Consider the following 19,230-nt stretch of genomic DNA (forward strand, 5'->3'; position numbering starts at 1 on the left):
AATACCATTAAGCATTTCTTCTTCTATTCTTTCCCAGATGTATAAGATTTTTCGCCCTCCAAATGGACGAATATAATGAACACCTTCAAAAAGAACAGAGTCTTTCAATTGCTCTCTGATTGTTCGTTGATCGTATTTAATACGATCAGATAACTCTGAAGTTGTCATATAAGTAATATCCATTGTACAATCTCCTAATAGTTTAATTTGCATCTTGCAGACGCTAAAAGTCTGCTGCAGAACAAATATAGCACTAAAAAAGACCTTTGCAACCTTTTAAAGTCTATAGGAGACTTTTATTTTCTGGAGAAGACTTTGTTGAAATGTCATTTATCAAAAATTATGGGTGAGAAGCGCTTAAAAATGAGCGATGTTTCGAGAGATACAGGTATTAACCCAGGGACGATTAGAAGAATATTTAATGAAACAGCAACGCGGGTGGAATTAAATGTAGTAGAAACGTTATGTGAATATTTAGAAGTTGAGGTTGGAGAACTTTATGAACTTCAAAGTAAAAAATCAGAAGTAAACCCAGAGGAATAGAAACGAGAAGATAGGTTACTATCAATACCATTAAAAAATATACTTAGGCACCGAATGGTCACCGTTTGGTCACCGAATATTTTTTCAGAAAGCAGAAACAAAAAAACCAAGCACAAGTGCTTGGTTTTTAAGTATAAAACTTGGAGCGGGCAGCGGGAATCGAACCCGCATTATCAGCTTGGAAGGCTGGAGTAATAGCCATTATACGATGCCCGCAAACTGCATCTAGTAGCAAAAGCTACCAAGCAAAAAACAATGCTGTGCATTGTTATTTGCTTACTCACTGTGACAAGTGAGATAAAAATATGGTGGAGGGAGGTGGATTCGAACCACCGAAGCTTTCGCGACAGATTTACAATCTGTTCCCTTTGGCCACTCGGGAACCCCTCCAGTACTTAGATGGTGCCGACTACCGGAGTCGAACTGGTGACCTACTGATTACAAGTCAGTTGCTCTACCTACTGAGCTAAGTCGGCGCTGTCTAAGTGCCGCGAATATTAAAGAACTTGAGCACACCTTGCAAGTGTTTCTTAGTAAAAAATTGGAGTTTTTTGATTGTTTGCTTAAAAACAAATCAATTTTCCACATTTAGCCTAATTATTCGCCAAACGTAACGAAATTTCTCCACCAATATACGCTTCCACTTGTTCATCTATTTCCAATAACAGGGCACCTTGATCATTAATACCTCTGCAAATGCCTTTTTGCACCTTATCAGACACCAGTAAATTCACCTGTTGATTAATAAAGCAGTCCAATTCAAACCAACGCGCTAAAAATGGAGCTAGTCCTGTTTCTTCATAGGCATGCAATAGCGTATGCAATTCTTTAATTAATAGCCCTGATAGTTTATTACGATCAACAGGTTGTGTACTTATGCTATTTAAATCAATCCAAGGCTGATCAATCAATTTACCTTGTTCTGCTGGCATTCTCACATTAATACCAATACCAATCACGGTATGGCAAACATCAGAGGCCTGCGCATTGAGTTCGATTAAGATACCCGCAAGCTTTTTACCCTGATAATAAAGATCATTAGGCCATTTTAACCCTACGCCTTGAATTCCTAGCTTTTCCAATGCATTAACGGTGGCGATGCCAACCAGTAAACTTAAACCGGAGGCTTTTTCTATACCTGCATCTAATCGCCAATACATTGAGAAGTAGAGGTGAGAAGCAAATGGAGAGATCCACTCTCGTCCTCGTCGCCCACGTCCAGCGGTTTGATATTCTGCGATACAGGTTTGGCCGTTATCAAGCGAGGGAATTTTATCTAATAGGTATTGATTGGTTGATTCCAGAATTTGTTCTACATGTACATGTTCTGTACCACTCACCTGCTTAATGGTTTGTTGGTCCAATAATGCTAAGGGTGTGGCACTGCAATAACCTTTTCCGGTGATTTTATAAATATCTAAGCCAATCTCTTGCAAGGCTTTGATATAGTTATTAACCGAGGTTCTTGATACCCCTAATAACTCACCGATTTTTTCACCAGAATGGAACTCACCGTCGGCTAGTAGCGTTAATAACTTGTTACCTTGCTCGTTTAATTCAGACATTTTGGATCACCTGTTGTAGCGATGTTTCACCAACGGCATCAATGAAGCGCACCTCATGCTCTAATAGCACTGCAAATTTTTGTAATACTTGCTCTCTAACAAACCATGCTAATTCAATCACATCCTCTGCCGTTGCTTTTCCATTATCGTTAATAAGCACTAAGGCCTGCTGTAGATGCACTGCAGCGCCACCTACTTTTTTACCTTTTAAACCACATTGGTCTATTAACCAACCTGCTGCTAATTTAACATTGCCATCGGGCTGTGGGTAATGTGGCATATCCGAATGATGGGATAAAAGTTGTTGGCTTAAGTGTTCACTGACAATAGGGTTTTTAAAGAAGCTACCAGCATTGCCTAATATTTTAGGATCAGGTAATTTTTCGCTGCGAATACGACAGACACTATCAAATATTTGCTTTGCACTCACCGACTCTTCAGTCTCATTGAGACCTTGCAACAGACCATAACGACAATGTGCTTGCCATTGCTTAGGTAATTTTAAAGACACTGATGTAATTAAAGCGCGATCTTTTAAAGACCCCTTGAAAATACTATCGCGATAGGTGAATAAACATTGTTCATTGGAAAGTGTATTGAGACTGCCGTCGATAAGGTCAATATAATCAACACTGACACAGAAATTTTTAAGCTCGACACCGTAGGCGCCAATATTTTGTACTGGCGCTGCGCCTACGACTCCCGGTATTAATGCTAGGTTTTCTAAGCCATAAATGCCTTGTTCGATGGTACTTTCAACCAGTTGATGCCAATCTTCCCCAGCACTCACGGTGAGCAAATGATGAGTTTGATCTGCACTATGAGCCACGCCCATCAATTCTACTTTAATCACTAAACCGCTGAAATCGTCACAGAATAAAGTATTACTCCCCCCACCTAATACTAAAATAGGCTTATCATTAGCGCGCATCTCTTTGATCAATGCTAATAATTCGGGTAATTGCGAAAGCTGTCGAAAATGAAAAAGAAGATGCGCATGAGCATCAATTGAAAAGCTGTTAAAAGCCTTGAGTGAGCTGTTTTTTTCAATCATGATAATCCCTTATGGCATTAATATAGTCGCCCCTACTTATCACTGATAAAAAATTCAAGTAGGCCACGGTTAGATAGTTTACCTTATCAACCACTTGAAACAAGTCACTCGGGATTTAGATGGATCTTAGCTCACTTCAATTCAGCCAATTACAAAAACATCACATTCCTTTAGTGAATCAATTTTATAAGCAGGTGTATAAAAAAGGACTCGCGAATAAAAGTGAACAAGTGTTTGTATTAAAAAACCAAGAGATACTATGTGCGGCGCGTTTAAAAAAGGTACAAGGTGCATTACTTTTAACCGGTGTCGCTTGTAATGAAGCAGCACGGGGGCAAGGTTTAGCGAGCACTTTAATTTCCCAATTACTGCTTTCTCAAGTGCAAACAATTTATTGTTTTCCTTACCCTCATTTACAAACATTTTATCAACGATTAGGGTTTACACTTTTTTCTGCGGACGAATTACCCGAAAAACTCGGTATCCAATATCAGCGCTATAATAGTCGCAAACCCCTGCTATGTATGAGTAGAGCACTTCCTAATGAGAATTTACGCTTCAAACAACCTTAATAAATCTGCATAACCTTGTTCTGCCATTTTTTCTTTTTCAATAAAACGTAATGCAGCGGAATTAATACAGTAACGCAAACCGGTTGGTGCTGGGCCGTCATCAAAAACATGACCTAAATGCGAATCGGCTTCAACACTTCTTATTTCTGTACGTTGTGAAAATAGCTTATTGTCTACTTTCTCCGTTAGCTCTATTTCAGCGATAGGTTGTGTAAAACTCGGCCACCCACAATGCGCATCGAATTTATCTAATGAACTAAACAAGGGTTCACCAGATACGATATCAACATAAATACCTTCCGCCGTATTATCCCAATATAAGTTATTAAAAGGTGGCTCCGTGCCTTCATGCTGTGTCACCTGATATTGCAAGTCATTTAGTTGTTGCTTTAACTCATCTTGAGATGGTTTTTTAAATTCGCTCATTATCTTTCCTCTCTATTCAATATATTCGATAATACGACTTTATTAACGAGAATAAAACGTTACAAACACTGCGGTCATTATCTCGGTTATGGTAATAAGCACTTGACGCACAATTTAAAAACCGTAATTATTCATATAACTATCATATATCGAGTAAATTGATGACCTTTCTTTCTGCACTCCTGCCAAATTTACTGCTGACGCTTAATGCGTACGGGGTATGAGTGTCTGAATCAATATCAGTTAAACTCTAAAAACCCGTGCACTGCGCGGGTTTTTTTATAGCCACGATAAACCACTATCTATAAGAGGGATTTCTATGTCTGAGCAAGTAATTATTTTCGATACCACTTTACGCGATGGTGAACAGGCGCTAAGTGCAAGCCTTACAGTAAAAGAAAAACTTCAGATTGCCTTTGCGCTTGAGCGTTTAGGGGTGGATATTATGGAGGTAGGTTTTCCTATTTCATCACCGGGTGATTTTGAATCTGTTCAAACCATCGCTAAAGAGATTAAAAATAGTCGCGTCTGTGCCCTTTCTCGTGCACTGCCTAAAGATATTGATGCCGCAGCACAGGCATTAAAAGTTGCTGATGCTTTCCGTATTCATACCTTTATCTCAACCTCTACTATCCATGTAGAAAGTAAATTAAAGCGTTCATTTGATGATGTATTAGAGATGGCCGTGAAAGCCGTTAAGTATGCACGTAACTTTACCGATGACGTTGAGTTCTCCTGTGAAGATGCAGGCCGTACACCAATTGATAACTTATGCCGTATGGTTGAAGAGGCGATTAAAGCAGGTGCAAGCACCATTAATATTCCAGATACCGTTGGTTACACTTACCCAAGTGAGTTTGGTGGTATTATTAAAACATTATTCGACCGCGTGCCTAACATTGATCAAGCGGTTATTTCTGTACATTGTCACGATGACTTAGGTATGTCGGTTGCTAACTCAATCACTGCTGTCGAAAATGGCGCGCGCCAAATTGAGTGTACAATGAATGGTATCGGTGAGCGTGCTGGTAACTGTTCATTGGAAGAAGTGGCGATGATTTTACATACACGTAAAGCTAAAATGGGCTACTCAACCAATATCAACCCGGTAGAAATTGCACGTACTAGCCAATTAGTTAGCCAAATTTGTAATATGCCGATTCAATCTAATAAAGCAATTGTAGGGGCTAATGCCTTTTCTCATTCTTCTGGTATCCACCAAGATGGCGTGTTAAAAGCACAGAATACTTATGAAATTATTACTCCTGAAAGCGTGGGCATTTTAACTAATAAATTAAACTTAACCTCTCGCTCTGGCCGCCACGTTATTCAACACCGTATGCAAGAGTTAGGTTACCGCGATACAGATTATGATTTAGAAGAGTTATACACTAGCTTTTTAGCGTTAGCCGATAAAAAAGGACAAGTGTTTGACTACGATTTAGAAGCGTTAATGTTCTTTAACCAAATCGATAATGAGCCTGAGTATTACAAACTATCTAGTATCAACGTACAATCTGGTTCTGGTTTGGTAGCAACGGCCACTGTTGTGATGCAAATCGGTGACGATAAGCGTGTGGTCGAAGCGGCAACAGGTAATGGCCCTATTGATGCAACTTATCAATGTTTAATGCGTATGTCTGGATTAGACATTAATATGGACTCTTACAAAATAAGCAGTAAAGGTAAGGGTAAAGATGCATTAGGGCAAGTGGATATTGTTGCTTCTTATAAAGAGCAAAAGTTCCATGGTATTGGTTTATCAACAGATATTATCGAATCTTCTGCAAAAGCATTAGTGCATGTGATGAACCATATCCATCTTGCTAAAGCTGTTGAAGTGAAGAAACAGCATTTAGCACAAGTTTAAAATAAACTCCGTTAATGAGTTTGATAAAAAGGCAACCGAGTGTTGCCTTTTGCATTATTGAGGATTAGAAAATGAAAATAGTTGTTATTCCCGTTACACCTTACCAACAGAATTGTAGTTTGGTGATTTGTGAAACAACAAAAAAAGCAGCCATCGTCGATCCCGGTGGTGAAGTGGAGCGTATTCTTGCTGCGGTTAAGAATAATAATGTCACCGTTGATAAAATCATTTTAACCCATGGTCACTTAGATCACGTGGGCGGTACCGAGCCATTAATGCAGCGTTTGAATGTACCTGTTATCGGCCCAGAAAAAGAAGATACTTTCTGGTTAGAGACGCTTGAAGAGCAAAGTAAGATGTTCTCTTTCCCTAACACCAGCAGTTTTTTACCAACACAGTGGTTAGAAGAAGGTGATGTGATTGAAGTCGGTAATATCAAGCTCGACGTTTTGCATGTCCCTGGACATACACCTGGCCATGTTGCTTTATTTGATGCGCAGAGCAAACAAATTATTGTCGGCGATATTTTATTTAATGGCTCGATTGGCCGTACTGATTTTCCGCGTGGCAACCATGGACAATTGATCACTGGCATTAAACAAAAGTTACTAACGTTACCTGAAGAAACAGTAGTATTTCCTGGTCATGGTCCAACCACAACCATTGGCAGAGAAAAAGTCAGTAACCCTTACTTGCGTTAGTTTTTACTCAAAGCGAGAATGAATAAAAAGCGAGTGACATGCCACTCGCTTTGTAAACTTTAGTTGAGTACCATTAATTTTTACATTGGCACAACTTGCCCATTTACCTTCAGCTCACCTCTATCTAAATTCGATGTTAACGTTAACTGCTGATCCTGTTGTTTTAAGATACCACTAGCAATTCCCATTTGTATAAATCCGCCAACATTGGGTTGTTCGGCTAGCTTTTCCGGTAAACTCACATTCAACTCACCGTTGCTGTAATCGATTAAAGCCCATGGGTTATCCATTACTTCGGCGAGACCTTTACCACGCTGAATATTAAGGTCAAGGTCAGCATTTAGCTCTCCCCAAGGCGTATTTGAACGTAGTGTCTGTAAAGTAACTTTACCTCCTAAGCTCAAAACATGTCCCAATTTCTGCTTAATTAGGTGCGGTCTTTCTAAGCTCGATTTTAAGTCTTGTAGCGCTGCCACATTAAGCCCTGATAACAATAGTTTAATATGATTATCAGTAAAGACTTCCGTACCGTTTTTAAGCTCCTTTATCCGCCAGTCACTTACTGTATTAACCGTTTGTTGCTGTTGACCTATTTCACTTTGCCCCTCTAAACGTACCGATTTAAGCTGTAACTGTTGCTCTTCTCGCTGGAAATGAAATTGGGCAAGGTGAGCCTGGTATTGGTAGTTAAATAAATCGCTGTTTTTTACTTGTGAAAAAGTCGCTGATACCGCGATATTATCCGTGGCAAACTTTTCATCATAAATAGCGCCACTAAATCCAGCCCAATCAATATCAAAAGCACCAGAGTCATCTTTTAAATCATATTGATAGTTAAAGAATAACGGTGCGGTATTTAAACTTTCAAGTTGATTACTAAATGCCCCTGCAACTAATGTCACTTTTCCCGTAACATGGCCTAATAAGTTGAGCTCTTCAGTCGAGTATAACCACTGCTCAGTTTTGAAGTATTGTGTTAATTTTTGAGCTTGGTACGAATCTAATAACTTAATTTGGCTATTTGCTATCGCTTTATACGGATAATGACGAATATCAGAATCAATCACGATATATTGCACACCCTGCCCTTCAACTGGGATCCTGATTTCAATTTTCGCATGTGCTGTTAATAATGATTTCTCATAACTAATCAACTGCACTTGTGCTTGTTTGTTTTGTGACTGTATCACCTGCTTCTCAAATTCAGTTTGCACCATTTCACCAACAAAATAGGTACTAACTAATAAGATACAAAACAGTGCAAGTATTGAGATAAATAATTTTTTCATTATGCCCTTATTAAAAAAATGGCTTCTAGTGAGATTCGAAATCGACCTGCCTGAGGTGTGTATTTACTTCATTATTTATTGAAAACATTGTAGATTACAATAGTTGAATCAAGTTTTTAGTCGATTCGACCAAAATAAATTCAAATAATAACTACAACGGCGTTTTAGCCTTTATGCCTAGCACCGGTTCACCTCTCGTCTTGCTGATTTTTGCATATTGAATGATAACGGGTATATTAATCCATCCATAGACCTGAATCATTCAGGCCTATGTTCATCACCTATTTAGTAACAATAAGGAAAAAACATGGCTGCTGATAAAATTTCAGAAGAAAAGCATTTAAAAAAAATGAAAGCGGTAAAAGAAAAACAAGATCAAAAAATTGCAGCAGCACAGGAAGAGCGTGGTGTGAGTATCCTATTAGCTGGTCCTGGTAAGGGTAAAAGTAGTTCTGCTTTTGGTATGTTAGCGCGTTCATTAGGCCATGGTCATAAAGTTGCGGTTGTACAATTTTTAAAAGGTGCAATGTCCACCGGTGAAGAGAAGTTTTTCAATAGCCATGACAATGTGGATTGGTTTACTATGGGTGACGGTTTCACGTGGGAAACTCAAAACAGACAAAAAGATATCGATAGTGCTAAAAAAGCCTGGGATAAAGCCGCTGAACTAATGGCTGATGAACAATATAATTTAGTTATATTAGATGAAATTACTTATATGTTTAAGTATGAATATCTTGAAATTCAACCAACTTTAGATGCACTAAAAAATCGTCCTAAAAATATGAACGTAGTATTAACAGGTCGTGGTCCAAAACAAGAATTAATAGATGCTGTTGATACTTATAGCCTGATTTTAGCTGAAAAGCATGCATTTAAAGATGGCGTAAAAGCACAAGCAGGGATTGAGTGGTAGTAGAGTTTAGGTAAACGAATTTACACACTAGTATTTACCATTTGTTAAAACAGTTCATGTGACACAATAAAAAGGCTTGAAGTATTCCACTTCAAGCCTTTTTTAATATTTAAATTAAGTAGCTTAAGCTATTTAATTTTAGTGCGTTTATTTAATGCCAGAGTGGCGTAATAATGCATCAATCGAAGGTTCTCGGCCCATAAAGGCTTTAAACAATGTCATTGGCGCTTCACTCCCTCCTTTTTCAAGGATATTAGTTAAAAACGAGCGTCCCGTTTCTGCATTGAAAATACCTGTTTCTTCAAAACGAGAAAAGGCATCTGCAGACAAGACTTCTGCCCATTTATAACTGTAATAGCCTGCGGCATAACCACCCGCAAAAATATGGCTAAAGCTATGTTGGAAACGATTAAATTCAGGCGTTTCTATCACAGCGACTTTAGCGCGTACCTCTGCTAATACTTTTTCAACTTGACCTTTTTGATCGACTTTATAATCATGATGCAAAATGAAATCAAACAATGAAAACTCAAGCTGGCGTACCATTTGTAGTGCACTGTTGTAATTTTTTGCTTCTAACATTTTTTTCAATAGATCAGCAGGTAATGTATCACCCGTATCAACATGGCCAGAAATTAATGCTAATGCTTCAGGTTCCCAACACCAGTTTTCCAAGAATTGACTTGGCAGCTCTACCGCATCCCACGGTACACCGCTGATACCTGAGACACCCGATGATTCAACTTTAGTTAGCATATGATGAAGACCATGGCCAAACTCATGGAATAAGGTCACAACTTCATTATGTGTAAACAAAGCTTCTTGATCGCCCACCGGTTTATTAAAGTTACACGTTAAATAAGCAACGGGTAATTGCAAACTACCATCCACTTTACGACGACGCCCACGGCAATCTTGCATCCAAGCACCGCCACGCTTGTGCGCACGCGCGTATAAATCTAAGTAGAAACTACCAATATGCTCTTTTTGACGATTAAATATTTTAAAGAAACGCGCATCTTTATGCCAAGTATCAACATCTTTAAACTCTTTGATATTTAAATCAAACAGGCGATGTACAACATCAAATAACCCAGACACGACTTTACTCTCAGGGAAGTAAGGACGTAATTGTTCATCGGATATGTTGTAGCGTTGTTGCTTTAATAATTCAGCATAATAACTTAAATCCCATGATGCTAAGTTATCTAAGCCATCTTTTTCTTTTGCGAAAGCAAGTACTTGATCACGTTCTTGTTTTGCTTGCAGTATCGACTTATCTGCTAACTCTGTTAAGAAGTTGATCACTTGTGTTGGTTTTTCAGCCATTTTTGTCGCTAAGCTGTATTCGCCAAAATCATTAAAATCTAACAATTGAGCCAGTTCATGGCGGAGCGCTAATATCTGTTCAATATTATCACTATTATCAAATTCATTGGCATTAGGCCCTTGGTCCGATGCGCGTGTAGCGAAAGCGGTATACACTTCTTTACGCAATTCACGATTTTCTGCGTATGACATCACCGCTAAATAGCTTGGGAAGTCGAGTGTAAATAAATACCCTTCTAACTCTTTTTCTTGTGCGGCTTGTTTTGCTGCTGCTATCGCCGTTTTAGGTAGGCCTGCTAATATCTCTTCATCAGTAACTAACTTGCTCCAGGCAATCGTTGCATCCATTACATTGTTACTAAAAGAAGATTGTAATTGTGATAGTTGTTGCTTAATTTCACCGTAACGTTGTTTTTTATCATCACTTAATGCAATACCTGCTAATTTGAAATCTCGCAGTTCATTTTCAATGACTTTTTTCTGTTCATCTTTTAATTCAGCAAACTCCGCACTTTCAGCTATGCTTAGGTACGCTTCGTACAAACCTTGGTGTTGACCCACAAAGGTACCGTACTCTGAAAATAGGCCGATACATGCATCATGTGCAGCACGTAATTCGTCATTACTAACCACTGCATTCATATGTGACACTGGTGACCATAGCTTACCAAGATGATCATCTGCTTCATCTAATACTGCTACAAAATTGTCCCAAGTATAAGTATCTAATTCTGCTAACTTTTGTTCGATTAATGCTTTATTATCTGCAATCGTTTGTTTGACAGTGGGTTCGATTTCATCAATCTTCAACTGACTGAAAAAAGGAAGGCCATCGGTTTTTGTTAAGCTCGAGTCTTTTGTTATAGTCATAGCATTCATCTTATCTGAGAAGGAACTGATAATATGCGGTTGCAAATGATAAAATTCAAGGTATTGAATTCAGACTCACTGATATTTTTTTACCCTCAACAGTAAATTGAACCACTCACAGTACGTAGACACTGCCAGATGGCGATAAAGATATAGCAAATATCGTCGATTTATCGACATACATTTAAGCAATGGATTGACATTAATGCCTATAAATAAAATAACTTCTATCGCAGAGCAACCTCCTCTTAAAATAAAAAGCAGCTTATCAATACGTCTACTTTCTTATATTTTAATTTGTAGTAGTGCCTTAGCCATTATTATTACCTTGTTGCAATTATTATTAGACTATCAACAAGATAGAGAAAAAATAGAAGATAGTATTGAACAGGTCAAATCAAGTTTTATTCAGCCGCTCGCGGTTAGCTTATGGAATTTTGATAAAGAACAAATAGAGATTCAGAGTCAAGGCATTATAAACCTGCCTTATATACAATACATAAAAGTACAGGAAGTCGTTGGTAATACCGAAGTAGCGATTTCACATCAGGGCACTAGCCAAGAGCATTACGATATTAGTAAAAAGTTTGAGCTAATACATCAAGGACAACTCGTTGGAACATTATTTGTAGCAGCTTCTTTAGACCAAGTTTACGATAATTTAATCGAAAAATCGTTACTGATCCTAGTTGGGCAAACCATTAAAACCATGGTGGTATCCATTTGTATCTTAATGATTATCTATTACATGGTTATCCGCCATATTAATAAAATCGCTGTTTATACTCGTAACATTAAACTCAGTGCAAGTAATAGAGATTTAAGGTTAGATGGACGTGACCGTTATATGTCGTCAAAAAGTGATGAACTAGATGAACTTGTTTATTTACTTAATAAAATGAAAAAACGTATTGTGGCGGAACTCACTGACAAAGAAATAGCAATCAAAGAACTGCAGCAAGAACGAGACTTCTCTGCCACCATCATCAACTCATCGAGTACTATTATTTGTTGTCTAGATGCTAACTTTAAAATATCCACTATAAACCCTGCTGCTGTTATTCTGACGGGCTATTCACAGGAAGAATTAAATCAAAAGAACTGGTTAGATATTTTTGTATCAGAAAGCCGTAAACAAGAGTTACTAGACAAACTCGCAGAGAACGAACCGTTACAGGGCATTGAAATTGAGATGCACGATCAGATGGGGGAAGTTAATACACTATTATGGACCTTTTCCGCTTTTTATGAAGGCATGGATATTAAATATTTGATTGGATTTGGCCACGATATCACCCCACAAAAACAAGTAGAGCAAGAGATGTTGTTGCTTAATGACCAACTTGAAGAAAAGGTCACTAAACGAACAGCGGCTTTAACCGCAAGTAATAGCCAAATGATCCAAACCGTAGAACAACTGAAACGAACTCGACAGACCTTAGTAGAATCTGAAAAAATGGCTTCTTTAGGTAGTTTGGTTGCCGGTGTCACCCATGAAATTAATACCCCAATTGGGGTTAGCGTCACCACAGCAACAGCGCTAAAGGAAGAGATTGCTGGTTTAAAAAACAAACTCGAAGATGGTCAACTTTCAGACCTTTATTTACACGGTTTGATTGAGCGTTTTTCAGAATCGGGTCGGTTATTACACAGTAATTTAAAGCGCGCTGCAGATTTGATTAATAGTTTTAAACAAGTTGCTGTGGATCAATCTTCAGAGGCTTGTTATACCTTTAAATTAAAAGAAAATATTGAGCAGGTCGTTACCTCGTTAAAGTATAAAATAAAACAAAGCCAAACCACCATCACCATCACCTGCCCTGAGAATCTTGCTATTTATAGCTTCCCCGGAAGCTTTGTGCAGATTTATTCCAATTTAATCATTAACTCTCTAATCCATGGATTTCAGCAATGGGATGCAGAACGTCAGATTTTTATTGATATTGAATTGCAAGGAACAACGCTTGTAATCGATTATCGAGATACGGGTAGAGGCATTCCAGAAGACATGAGCGAACGTATTTTTGACCCTTTTGTAACCACTAAGAAAGGATCCGGAGGAAGTGGTTTAGGCACTCATATTGTTTATAATATTGTGACTCAATTGTTTAAAGGTGAGATTGAATACATACCCTCGTCGCCCGGCGCGCACTTTGTGATGAGGATACCTTATCGAGCATGTATGAATTCTTAGTCGTTTAGCGCTATATAAAAACGCCGATAAATAACATAAAAACTGCCGAAGTTAATCTTTCGGCAGTTTTCGGTTTTACTCAGCTATAGTCATTGGCTGTTCTGCATCAAGCTCGGTATTTTCTTCATTTTCTTCCGCTGTTGCCGTTAGTAAATCATGTTCACCATACCATTGCGCTATTTTACGCTCTAATACATCAACACCTAACCCTTTCAAAGATGAGAACAATTCAACCTGTACATCACCTTCAAAGTTTTCCGCTTCTTCACGCATTTTTAACAACGTGGTTTTACGCGCGCCCTGTTTTAATTTATCTGCTTTAGTGAGCAACGCTAACACCGGAATATTGGCATCAATAGCCCAAAATATTAATTGTTGATCTAAATCTTTGAAAGGATGGCGGATATCCATCAATACCACTAATCCTTTTAGTGACTCTCTTTCTTGCAAGTACTCACCCAACGATTTTTGCCATTTTAGCTTCATTGCTAACGGTACTTTTGCAAAACCATAACCCGGTAAATCAATCAGTCTTTTGCCTTCTTCGATTTCAAACACGTTGATTAATTGCGTACGACCAGGTGTTTTACTTGTTCTTGCTAAACTTTTTTGACGAGTAAGGCGATTTAATGCACTAGATTTACCTGCATTAGAACGACCAGCAAACGCGACCTCGATACCACTTTCCACCGGTAAATGCTTATCTAAATGGCGAATATCAGGTGCACTAATTAAAAAATGTGCCTTTTGAAAATGTATTTTTGGAAATTCCACGATATGCCTCATATGTTTGTGTAGCAAAATTGTTACTTTACTGAAAACTTGTGTAAACTACACAAGCTTTATTTGCGCACATTGTAGCACGCCTAAAATAACAACTTTAAGAATTAGATTGGATAGTTATGAATAAATTATTAGTAGCAGTCATCGCAGTATTGAGTTTTATTAATGTAGCTCAAGCACAAGGCGATATAGAAGCAGGGAAAACTAAATCAACGACGTGTGTAGCTTGTCACGGCGCTGACGGTAATAGTCCATCAAATCTATATCCGAAAATAGCAGGACAACATGCCTCTTATCTTGTAAAACAATTACAAGAGTTTAAAAGTGGTGATCGTCAAGATCCTATCATGGCAGGTATGGTAGCGGGACTTTCAGAACAGGATATGGAAGATTTAGCAGCCTATTTTGCTTCTCAAACAATGACGCCTGAAACCGTTTCTCCAGAAGTGGCAGAAGCAGCGAAGAAGTTTTACATGGGTGGTGATTTAGATCGCGGCATCCCAGGATGTACTGCTTGTCACGGTCCTAGAGGTAATGGTTTAGAGCTTGCTAAATTCCCTAAAATTTCAGGGCAACATCCAGCTTACTTAAAGTCTCAACTTGAAAAATTCCGTAGTAATCTTCGTCATAATGCACCTAATGGTATGATGAAAGATATCTCAGCTAAGTTAAGCGACGCTGATATCGAATTATTATCTGAATATATTTCTGCGTTACATTAATCATTTCTGATTAAATCGCTAAAAAGGCATATCTCTAAAGATATGCCTTTTTTTATATGCTTTTTTAAGTTTTATAAACCTGTTATTCTGCGCAACACTAACATCCCCCATTTTGGTGCTAATTACACCGCTATCATTGATGTTGAAAAACGCTATCCGTAGCCATACATTATGATCGATATAAAAAGGTAACTAAACATGTCTCGTACTAAAAAAAGCCGTAGCGCAGGTAGCTCTGAACCTAAATTTGATGGCAGCAGAAAAGAAACGTCATCACAAGCTCAGGCATCACGCGATAAAAAACGCAAAGATAAATTAAAAGGTAATAAAGCGGGTAACCGCAATGCCGTTGAATCAAAGCAAAGCGCGCAACAAAATCAACGACAAGCCAATAACGACAAACGTATTGGCAGCAAAAAACCGATTGCCTTAACAAGCAATGATCAAGCCCAAGAAACTGTTAAGCCAAAGGTTCAATTACAACCCAAAGCGAAAGTCATTAAAAGCGCGGTACAACAAGCTCCAGAAGTTCCTAAGTTGTCACCTGAAAAAGAACTTTCGGAACTTGAAAACAATGAACGCTTAAATGATTTATTAGAGCAAATGGAAACAGATCAAACTTTATCAAAAGAAGACCAAATTTGGGTTGATAAACAGATGAAGCGCCATCAAGAACTAATGAAGAAATTAGGTTGGATTGATGATCAAGGCGAAGAAGACTTATTACAGCAATTTGAAGATGCTAGCTCAGCTTTAGATGAATTTAGATAGGCGAAACCCTACATGGATATGATAATGATATTAGCAACCTTAGCGGTTGTGATTGTACTTGCTCTGGCTTTTTATGCTGGCATGTTGCTCAATAAATTAAAAATGCAAAAAGTACAGGCTTTGAAACTTGAGCAGCAACAAGAATTAACAAAACAGCAAAAAATTGAAGATAGAAACAATAACATTGTTGAAAGTATTCGCTTTATCGCTAAAGCGACCGCACAAAAGCAATGCAATGTATCGGAAGCTGCTATTCGTTTAACGGTATTATTAGAAACATTACAACTTTCAAAACCCATTGACATAGCGGCTACTTACCCAGCTTTAACGGCAATGTATGAAAAAGTAAAAGATATGCCAACCCATGATGAGCGTAAGAGTTATCCAGTAAAAGAGATTAAAATAATGGATATTAAACGCGAATTATTTGAAGTAGAAGTTGAAGAAGATATCATTAAAGAAAGTGCAAAATTAGCTGAGTTTACTATTCTATAGCCGTTACTATTCAACGCTGGCAAATCAGCTTGCCGAAAGATGAGCAGATTCTCGGTATAAAGGTGCATAGCTAATAGCCATAGTTAATGAGCATAGTATAAACAATAACTTAAGTATGCTTTTTTTAGATGGACTGATATAACGCAATATAACTCGCTTGAAGTGGTGCTAATATTGCGTTTCTAACCTACAAAATAATAAAGAGAGTTGAAAATGCAGCAGCTTGTTTGGGATCAGGCCCTAATTGAAAAGTATAATTATAGCGGCCCTCGTTATACTTCCTACCCAACAGCATTGGAATTTGCTGAAAGCTTTGAACATGCGGATTTGATTCAAGCAACGGATACCTATCCCAACCGCCCTTTATCTTTATATATCCATATCCCTTTTTGCCATAAGCTTTGCTATTTTTGTGGTTGTAATAAAGTGATCACTCGTCACCAAGAAAAAGCAGACAAATACTTAGATTATTTAGAAAAAGAAATAGCTAACCAAGCCATTTACTTCAAAAATCGTACAGTGAGCCAACTTCACTGGGGCGGTGGCACCCCCACTTTCTTATTACCGCCACAAATTACACGATTAATGACCTTATTACGTACTCATTTTACTTTCTCAGAACAAGCAGAATTAAGTATTGAAGTCGATCCACGTGAAATTGAATTGAGTACTATCGACCATTTAGCAAAAGAAGGTTTTAATCGTCTTAGTTTAGGGGTTCAAGATTTTAATAAAGACGTTCAAAAAGTGATTAATCGTGAGCAAGATGAAGATTTCATTGAGCAACTTTTAACTCGCGCCAAAGAACAAGGCTTTCAATCCACTAATCTCGACATGATTTATGGACTGCCACTACAAACAAAAGAAACCTTTGCTTTCACGTTAGAAAAAGTTTTAGCGCTAGATCCTGCACGTTTATCCATTTTTAATTATGCACATATGCCAAGCCTTTTTGCCGCGCAGCGTAAAATCAATGAAGATGATATGCCCAAACCTGCAGAGAAATTGGCCATGCTACAACATACTATTGAGTTTTTGACGACATCAGGTTATCAATTTATTGGTATGGACCACTTTGCTAAACCCGATGATGAATTAGCGATCGCGCAGCAACAAGGTGTTTTACATCGAAATTTTCAAGGGTATACCACTCAAGAAGACGCTGATTTATTAGGCTTAGGTGTATCCGCAATCAGTCAGATTGGACACTGTTACTCGCAAAACCAGAAGAAGCTTAGTGATTATTATCAACAAGTTGAAGAGTTAGGTCATGCACAATGGCGTGGTGTTGCACTCAACAATGATGATTTAATTCGTCGTGAAGTAATCAAACAATTGATCTGTAATTTTAAACTTAATAAACGTGTCATTGAAAAGCAATTTAATATCCAATTTGAAGACTATTTTGCAGAAGATATCATTTTATTACAGACCTTTATCGATGATCAGCTTGTGGTAATTGATACTGAAAAAATTCAAGTTTTATCAACTGGGCAATTATTGATCCGTAATATCTGTATGTGTTTTGATGTTTACCTACGCAGTAAAGCACGCCAACAGCAGTTTTCGCGTGTCATCTAAGCCGCTAACATCTGTGCCAACACAACCGATTTATTATATTGGTTTAATGTCTGGCACTAGCTTAGATGCGATCGACGTTGCTTTATGCCAACGCCAAGGAAGTCACTTTGAACAAGTTGCCGGCACCGCGGTAGCACTAGCACCATCATTACGTGAGCAATTACTCACCATCTGCAATGAAAAAAAGGTGACCTTACAAACATTAGGTGAAGTGGACCATCAATTTGCTTTAGCTTGTGCAGAAGCAGTGCTTGAGCTGTTGAATATTCACAACATAGAAGCCAGTAATATCACAGCTATCGGCAGTCATGGGCAAACTATTTTCCACTCACCCGATACTCACTACGCTTTCACACAACAAATTGGTGATGGCAATTTAATTGCAGCTAAAACACAGATCCCCTGCGTAGCTGATTTTAGAAGAATGGACATGGCCTATGGTGGTCAAGGAGCGCCGTTAGTTCCAGCTTTTCATCAGGCTTTATTTGCACAAGAAAAGCAACAACGCGTGATCCTTAACATTGGTGGCATTGCTAATATTAGTATTCTCAATGGGACTGAACATGCTTTTGGCTATGATACCGGCCCAGGTAATATGTTGATGGATGCTTGGATCCATTTACATCACCAACAAGCCTTTGATAAAGACGCTTGGTTTGCTGCCACTGGTAAAGTTAATCAACGCTTATTAGACATTTTATTAAACGATCCTTACTTTGCATTAAGCGCCCCGAAAAGTACTGGTCGAGAAAAATTTAACCTAAATTGGTTACAACAAAAATTAACCACGCAAGTAATAAGTAAAGAAGATGTGCAACGCACCTTATTAGAATTTACTGCGGTGACAATTTGTGACCAAATAAAGCAACAAAGTGAAGGATGTGATGTTTACGTGTGTGGAGGCGGTGCACTTAACCCATTATTAATGCAGCGTTTAAAAGACTTAATGCCAGAGCATAAAATACAAACAACACAAGCTTTAGCAATTGATCCAATGTATGTAGAAGCAGTGGCATTTGCTTGGTTGGCTGAGCAGCGTATATTAGAAAAGACGGTACCATTAAAAGCAGTAACTGGCGCACAACGAGATGCGATTCTAGGCTGTGTCTACTTACCTTAAAACTATCTATCTAAAATTACTTACCTTAATAACTTGCTTACTTCAACAACCACGACGCCATAAGCGAAACGCAGGACATAGCAATATTGTTAAAGATAGTTACCTCCCTTGCTATTATTAAAGTTTTTTACTTCCTTTCCACCGATAGAAACTCCAAGCACTTAAATGTGCGACCATCAATAATCCTAAACTACCTAGAAACATGATAAAAGCAACACGTTGCACCGCTGGTAGTGTATTAATATCAAACCAATAATAAATACTGCCCGTCACTGCCAACAAGATAAAATTCATCCACATACATTGTGTACAACGACCTAATTTTTGCTTAATCAGTGCTGTGGTACAAACATCACAAGACATATATTACCTCTATTTCAATGACGTTATTAGTCGACATCTATTCGCCCCCATCAGTGATAGCGACCT

At 38.2% G+C, this 19,230-nt stretch carries 20 protein-coding genes and 3 tRNA genes; 12 read left to right on the top strand and 11 right to left on the bottom strand.

The window, feature by feature from the left end; all coding sequences use genetic code 11:
* A partial coding sequence (locus H592_RS24610) for a hypothetical protein (RefSeq protein ID WP_245600413.1) occupies window positions 1–183 on the bottom strand: 183 nt, incomplete at its 3' end.
* A gap of 24 nt (window positions 184–207) precedes the next feature.
* Between H592_RS24610 and H592_RS0111670 the strand changes: the two genes are divergently transcribed.
* Window positions 208–543, top strand: coding sequence for a helix-turn-helix domain-containing protein (locus H592_RS0111670; RefSeq protein ID WP_245600414.1), 336 nt, complete (start codon window positions 208–210; stop codon window positions 541–543).
* Between the two features lie 141 nt (window positions 544–684).
* Here H592_RS0111670 and H592_RS0111675 read toward each other — a convergent pair.
* The 5 genes from H592_RS0111675 to murB form a co-directional block, all read right to left on the bottom strand.
* Window positions 685–759: transfer RNA gene (locus tag H592_RS0111675), tRNA-Gly, on the bottom strand.
* Between the two features lie 90 nt (window positions 760–849).
* Window positions 850–933, bottom strand: a tRNA-Tyr gene (locus tag H592_RS0111680).
* 10 nt (window positions 934–943) lie between these two features.
* Window positions 944–1,019: transfer RNA gene (locus tag H592_RS0111685), tRNA-Thr, on the bottom strand.
* Window positions 1,020–1,136: 117 nt separating this feature from the next.
* Window positions 1,137–2,108: a bifunctional biotin--[acetyl-CoA-carboxylase] ligase/biotin operon repressor BirA gene (birA, locus tag H592_RS0111690; protein WP_028868920.1), complete on the bottom strand. Its 972-nt coding sequence runs from the start codon at window positions 2,106–2,108 to the stop codon at window positions 1,137–1,139.
* Window positions 2,101–3,162: a UDP-N-acetylmuramate dehydrogenase gene (gene murB / locus H592_RS0111695; RefSeq protein ID WP_028868921.1), complete on the bottom strand. Its 1,062-nt coding sequence runs from the start codon at window positions 3,160–3,162 to the stop codon at window positions 2,101–2,103. The genes birA and murB overlap by 8 nt, the downstream gene beginning before the upstream one ends.
* A 119-nt stretch (window positions 3,163–3,281) precedes the next feature.
* Between murB and H592_RS0111700 the strand changes: the two genes are divergently transcribed.
* Window positions 3,282–3,734, top strand: a complete 453-nt coding sequence (locus tag H592_RS0111700; RefSeq protein WP_028868922.1) for a GNAT family N-acetyltransferase — start codon at window positions 3,282–3,284, stop codon at window positions 3,732–3,734.
* On the opposite strand, the gene msrB is transcribed toward H592_RS0111700, so the two are convergent.
* Window positions 3,714–4,160 (bottom strand): peptide-methionine (R)-S-oxide reductase MsrB, encoded by a 447-nt coding sequence (gene msrB, locus H592_RS0111705; protein WP_028868923.1) that lies wholly within the window; start codon window positions 4,158–4,160, stop codon window positions 3,714–3,716. The genes H592_RS0111700 and msrB overlap by 21 nt on opposite strands.
* A 319-nt stretch (window positions 4,161–4,479) precedes the next feature.
* Between msrB and leuA the strand changes: the two genes are divergently transcribed.
* Together leuA and H592_RS0111715 are read left to right on the top strand one after the other, a co-directional pair.
* The gene (gene leuA / locus H592_RS0111710) at window positions 4,480–6,030 is read left to right on the top strand and encodes a 2-isopropylmalate synthase (protein WP_028868924.1); all 1,551 of its coding nucleotides are present in this window, start codon (window positions 4,480–4,482) and stop codon (window positions 6,028–6,030) included.
* A 71-nt stretch (window positions 6,031–6,101) separates the two neighbouring features.
* Window positions 6,102–6,731: an MBL fold metallo-hydrolase gene (locus H592_RS0111715; protein ID WP_028868925.1), complete on the top strand. Its 630-nt coding sequence runs from the start codon at window positions 6,102–6,104 to the stop codon at window positions 6,729–6,731.
* An 80-nt stretch (window positions 6,732–6,811) separates the two neighbouring features.
* Here the strand turns inward: H592_RS0111715 and H592_RS0111720 are convergent, their stop codons facing one another.
* Window positions 6,812–8,020 (bottom strand): DUF945 family protein, encoded by a 1,209-nt coding sequence (locus H592_RS0111720; protein WP_028868926.1) that lies wholly within the window; start codon window positions 8,018–8,020, stop codon window positions 6,812–6,814.
* Window positions 8,021–8,327: 307 nt separating this feature from the next.
* Between H592_RS0111720 and cobO the strand changes: the two genes are divergently transcribed.
* On the top strand, window positions 8,328–8,936 hold the full coding sequence (gene cobO / locus H592_RS0111725) for a cob(I)yrinic acid a,c-diamide adenosyltransferase (protein ID WP_037071722.1): 609 nt from the start codon (window positions 8,328–8,330) through the stop codon (window positions 8,934–8,936).
* Window positions 8,937–9,083: 147 nt separating this feature from the next.
* Here the strand turns inward: cobO and prlC are convergent, their stop codons facing one another.
* On the bottom strand, window positions 9,084–11,135 hold the full coding sequence (prlC, locus tag H592_RS0111730; protein ID WP_051369146.1) for an oligopeptidase A: 2,052 nt from the start codon (window positions 11,133–11,135) through the stop codon (window positions 9,084–9,086).
* A 205-nt stretch (window positions 11,136–11,340) separates the two neighbouring features.
* On the opposite strand from prlC, the gene H592_RS0111735 reads away from it, so the two are divergent.
* Window positions 11,341–13,329 (top strand): ATP-binding protein, encoded by a 1,989-nt coding sequence (locus H592_RS0111735; RefSeq protein ID WP_051369147.1) that lies wholly within the window; start codon window positions 11,341–11,343, stop codon window positions 13,327–13,329.
* 75 nt (window positions 13,330–13,404) lie between these two features.
* Here H592_RS0111735 and yihA read toward each other — a convergent pair whose 3' ends face one another.
* Entirely contained in the window at window positions 13,405–14,103 is a 699-nt protein-coding gene (yihA, locus tag H592_RS0111740) for a ribosome biogenesis GTP-binding protein YihA/YsxC (RefSeq protein ID WP_028868930.1), read from the bottom strand.
* A 128-nt stretch (window positions 14,104–14,231) separates the two neighbouring features.
* On the opposite strand from yihA, the gene H592_RS0111745 reads away from it, so the two are divergent.
* From H592_RS0111745 to H592_RS0111765, 6 genes are all read left to right on the top strand, one after another.
* A complete protein-coding gene (locus tag H592_RS0111745; RefSeq protein ID WP_028868931.1) occupies window positions 14,232–14,834 on the top strand; it encodes a c-type cytochrome in 603 nt (200 codons plus the stop codon).
* Window positions 14,835–15,032: 198 nt separating this feature from the next.
* The gene (yihI, locus tag H592_RS0111750) at window positions 15,033–15,605 is read left to right on the top strand and encodes a Der GTPase-activating protein YihI (protein WP_028868932.1); all 573 of its coding nucleotides are present in this window, start codon (window positions 15,033–15,035) and stop codon (window positions 15,603–15,605) included.
* Window positions 15,602–15,700 carry an SWIM zinc finger family protein gene (locus H592_RS24920; protein WP_425414389.1) on the top strand — a complete coding sequence of 33 codons (99 nt, stop codon included), beginning with the start codon at window positions 15,602–15,604 and terminating at the stop codon, window positions 15,698–15,700. Before yihI ends, H592_RS24920 begins: the two co-directional genes overlap by 4 nt.
* Window positions 15,654–16,100: a DUF2489 domain-containing protein gene (locus H592_RS0111755; RefSeq protein WP_425414390.1), complete on the top strand. Its 447-nt coding sequence runs from the start codon at window positions 15,654–15,656 to the stop codon at window positions 16,098–16,100. Before H592_RS24920 ends, H592_RS0111755 begins: the two co-directional genes overlap by 47 nt.
* 213 nt (window positions 16,101–16,313) lie before the next feature.
* On the top strand, window positions 16,314–17,681 hold the full coding sequence (gene hemN, locus H592_RS0111760) for an oxygen-independent coproporphyrinogen III oxidase (protein WP_037071724.1): 1,368 nt from the start codon (window positions 16,314–16,316) through the stop codon (window positions 17,679–17,681).
* A complete protein-coding gene (locus H592_RS0111765; protein ID WP_245600416.1) occupies window positions 17,671–18,801 on the top strand; it encodes an anhydro-N-acetylmuramic acid kinase in 1,131 nt (376 codons plus the stop codon). The genes hemN and H592_RS0111765 overlap by 11 nt, the downstream gene beginning before the upstream one ends.
* A 117-nt stretch (window positions 18,802–18,918) precedes the next feature.
* On the opposite strand, the gene H592_RS22205 is transcribed toward H592_RS0111765, so the two are convergent.
* Entirely contained in the window at window positions 18,919–19,164 is a 246-nt protein-coding gene (locus H592_RS22205; protein ID WP_037071725.1) for a DUF3624 family protein, read from the bottom strand.
* Between the last annotated feature and the right edge of the window lie 66 nt (window positions 19,165–19,230).

The sequence above is a fragment of the Psychromonas arctica DSM 14288 genome (assembly GCF_000482725.1).
Classification (GTDB): domain Bacteria; phylum Pseudomonadota; class Gammaproteobacteria; order Enterobacterales; family Psychromonadaceae; genus Psychromonas; species Psychromonas arctica.

Excerpts from the sequence above, each read along its gene's own strand:
- birA (WP_028868920.1), bottom strand. The coding sequence starts at position 2,108 with ATGTCTGAATTAAACGAGCAAGGTAACAAGTTATTAACGCTACTAGCC.
- murB (WP_028868921.1), bottom strand. The coding sequence starts at position 3,162 with ATGATTGAAAAAAACAGCTCACTCAAGGCTTTTAACAGCTTTTCAATT.
- H592_RS0111700 (WP_028868922.1), top strand. The coding sequence starts at position 3,282 with ATGGATCTTAGCTCACTTCAATTCAGCCAATTACAAAAACATCACATT.
- msrB (WP_028868923.1), bottom strand. The coding sequence starts at position 4,160 with ATGAGCGAATTTAAAAAACCATCTCAAGATGAGTTAAAGCAACAACTA.
- leuA (WP_028868924.1), top strand. The coding sequence starts at position 4,480 with ATGTCTGAGCAAGTAATTATTTTCGATACCACTTTACGCGATGGTGAA.
- H592_RS0111715 (WP_028868925.1), top strand. The coding sequence starts at position 6,102 with ATGAAAATAGTTGTTATTCCCGTTACACCTTACCAACAGAATTGTAGT.
- H592_RS0111720 (WP_028868926.1), bottom strand. The coding sequence starts at position 8,020 with ATGAAAAAATTATTTATCTCAATACTTGCACTGTTTTGTATCTTATTA.
- cobO (WP_037071722.1), top strand. The coding sequence starts at position 8,328 with ATGGCTGCTGATAAAATTTCAGAAGAAAAGCATTTAAAAAAAATGAAA.
- prlC (WP_051369146.1), bottom strand. The coding sequence starts at position 11,135 with ATGACTATAACAAAAGACTCGAGCTTAACAAAAACCGATGGCCTTCCT.
- H592_RS0111735 (WP_051369147.1), top strand. The coding sequence starts at position 11,341 with ATGCCTATAAATAAAATAACTTCTATCGCAGAGCAACCTCCTCTTAAA.
- H592_RS0111745 (WP_028868931.1), top strand. The coding sequence starts at position 14,232 with ATGAATAAATTATTAGTAGCAGTCATCGCAGTATTGAGTTTTATTAAT.
- yihI (WP_028868932.1), top strand. The coding sequence starts at position 15,033 with ATGTCTCGTACTAAAAAAAGCCGTAGCGCAGGTAGCTCTGAACCTAAA.
- hemN (WP_037071724.1), top strand. The coding sequence starts at position 16,314 with ATGCAGCAGCTTGTTTGGGATCAGGCCCTAATTGAAAAGTATAATTAT.
- H592_RS22205 (WP_037071725.1), bottom strand. The coding sequence starts at position 19,164 with ATGTCTTGTGATGTTTGTACCACAGCACTGATTAAGCAAAAATTAGGT.